This is a genomic window from Mucilaginibacter sp. (assembly GCF_039207105.1).
GTDB lineage: Bacteria > Bacteroidota > Bacteroidia > Sphingobacteriales > Sphingobacteriaceae > Mucilaginibacter.
The window spans coordinates 1-3,065 of the sequence record NZ_JBCECK010000286.1; the positions used below are offsets into that span (position 1 = coordinate 1).

Sequence of the window (3,065 nt, forward strand, 5' to 3'; positions counted from 1 at the left end):
AGGAAATAGCCATACCAACTAACCAGCGCAATGCCGATTTTAAGCTGCGCTCGGAGGTTAATAATCTTGATGAGGTAGTGGTTGTAGGTTACGGCGAGCAAAAACGTATACACTTAACAGGTGCCGTAGGTTCAATTGATACCAAAAAGATCGAAGATATCCCGGTATCAAACCTGTCGCAAGCCTTACGCGGACAGATCCCCAACCTTAGTATTAATACCTCATCTAATCGTCCGGGTATAAACAATACCTCACTTAAGGTGCGTAACCCTATATCGTATGCCAAAAACCCTGATACAAACCCGCTGTATATTATTGATGATATGGAGCGTACGCAGCAGGATTTCAACGCGTTAGATCAAAGTGAGGTAGAAAGCATATCTATCATTAAAGATGGTGCCGCTGCCATATATGGTATTAAAGGTACCAATGGTGCAGTAATTGTGCGTACCAAACGTGGTAAAGCCGGTGCCGTTAAAATATCTTATAACGGTAACTACGGCTTAACAACGGTAACACAATTGCCAAGCATGATGAATGGCTATCAGCAGGCGGTTTACCTGAATGACCTGATCATTGCCGAACAAACTAACGGTGGTCATACTATTGATGAGCATGGCTACATCGATGGCAGCACAACAAAAAAAGAGCTTAAATACTACACGCCTGATGAGCTGGCATACTTTCAGCAGCCAGGCAGCAGTACTGATTATTTAGCGCAGCAATTTCAAAATGCGGTGGTACAGCGCCATACCTTAAATGTTACCGGTGGTAATGACAGGGCTACGTATTATGCCGGTGCTACTTATGTAAAACAGGGCTCAAACTTTAAAGGTGCTTATGGCGATCGCTGGACTTACCGCGCAAGCGTTGATGCCAAACTTGCCAATGGTTTAACCGGGTCAATCTCATTAAGCGGCTTTATCTCTAAAGATTACAAATACTATTTTAAACAAGGTGGCGAGAATGCTGATAACGATCTGAAGATATTATTAAATACTCCGCAATTTACCAAGTTTTATATCGATGGCTTGCCAACACTGTTATCAAGCAATACATCTAACACTAACGCGTTAGAGAACTTTAACTATATTCATGTAGTTAACAGCACCAACAACTATACTTTAAGCCAGCCTACATCATTAAACATTAACCCTAAATTAACTTATGATGTGCCTTTCTTAAAAGGACTCAGGCTGACTGGTAGCTATAACAGAAACATCAACAATACTTATGGTAAACAGGTAGGTAGTAACTATGTGGCTTACCAGTTTGCCGGTACAGGCGAAAATAACCATATCCCCGGTGGTAACCTTATACAGGGCATCACGCAAAAAAATGGCGATATCGTGCGTTTAAACCCGGTGTTTTATAACACACAACAATTTACCGGTACTGTTTCGTACAGCCGTACATTTGGCAAGCATGAGATAACCGTTTTAGGTTTATATGATCAGTTTGAAAGCTATGACAGCGGCTCTGAAAGCAGGGTGGAAGGACTGGTACCCGGCGGTTATGATAACGAAAACTTTGCCATTGGCGCTATGACAGCTACTGAGTCGTTACACAACTTTGGTCGCCAGGGTTATGCAGGCCGTATCAACTACAACTATGCAAGTAAATACCTGCTGGAGTTTTTAATGCGTGCTGATGGTAGTGTTAAGTTTGCTCCGGGCAGGCGTTGGGGCTATTTCCCTTCAATGTCGGCCGGTTGGGTAGTGTCTGAGGAAGGCTTCTTTAAACGCAATGTACATTTTATAGATTATTTGAAATTCAGAGGATCACTTGCATTTTTAGGTGCTGATAACGCCGATCCATATCAGTATGCCGAGAACTATAACTTTGGTCAGCAACAAAAGGCCGCAGTGTTTGGTGGTAATGATCCGCGTGGCTTGTCTATCTTCCAGAATATAGCCCTTGCAAACCCTTATGTACGTTGGGATAACGATACTAAGGTTAACCTTGGTTTGGATATGCAATTCCTTAAAAACAGGTTAGCCGTATCGGTAGATGCTTATAAAGATTACCGCCGTAATATATTAGGCTCTTTATCTTCGTCAACACCGTTTGTTGTAGGTGCTACGCCGCCAACAGAGAATTTTGCAAATGTTAATACTTACGGTTACGAAATTTCGGCAACCTGGAAAGATAATATTAACAAGGATTTTAGTTATTACGTAGGCGCAAACTTAGGCTGGTTTGATGATAAACTATTAAAAGTTGATCAGTCGGCCGGTGATGTTGGTACTTATCTTGATAAGATCGGTCAGCATTCTGACAGGGGGTTCCTTGGTTTCAGGTATACAGATTTCCTGAGGACGCAGGCGGATGTGGATGCATTTATGGCACAGCACCCGGGCTATACCATTTACGGTATCGCGCCAAAACCAGGTATGCTGGTTTACGAAGATGTTAGGGGGCCTAAAGGCACCGATGGTCAGTTTACTGCCGCTGATGGCAAAATTGATGATTCAGATAAACAGTTTTTAACAAAAAGACAGGACAATCACTTTAACGGAGGTATTAACCTGGGCTTTACGTATAAAGATTTTACCGTGCAGGCAATTACCACTATATCTTGGGGTGGCCAGGGCATAATTGAATCTGATGCGTTGAAAAAAGGTACAGCAATTTCAAACCGCCCTGATTTTTGGGCACCCGGAGGTTATTGGACACCAGCTAATACAGGTGCCGAATTGCCAAGTCCTTTCTATATGGGTGGCGGCAGCGCCGGTTACAATGATCTGGCATCTGATTTCTGGTTCAAAAGCTCGTTCCAGTTCCGTATGACCAATTTAAACGTGGCTTATACTATACCTAAACAATGGGTTAATAAAATGGGCCTGGGAAGTATCCGTGTTTATGCTAACATGATAAACCCGGTTAACTTTTACAACCCGTACAGCTACAGGGATAATGGTACCGCGTCGTACCTGAATTATCCTACGATCAAATCTTATACATTCGGTTTAAATGTTGGCTTCTAATTAAACGAAACAAAATGAAAATCCATAATATACTAATAGCAGCGCTCGTGGGATCAGTACTGTTCTCAAGCTGTAAAA

General features: G+C 42.4%; 1 protein-coding gene. It reads left to right on the forward strand.

Annotated elements, in window-relative coordinates; genetic code table 11:
* The coding region (locus AAGC65_RS25630) for a SusC/RagA family TonB-linked outer membrane protein (RefSeq protein ID WP_343115300.1) at positions 1 to 2,987 on the forward strand (2,987 nt) is incomplete at its 5' end.
* Positions 2,988 to 3,065: the final 78 nt, after the last annotated feature.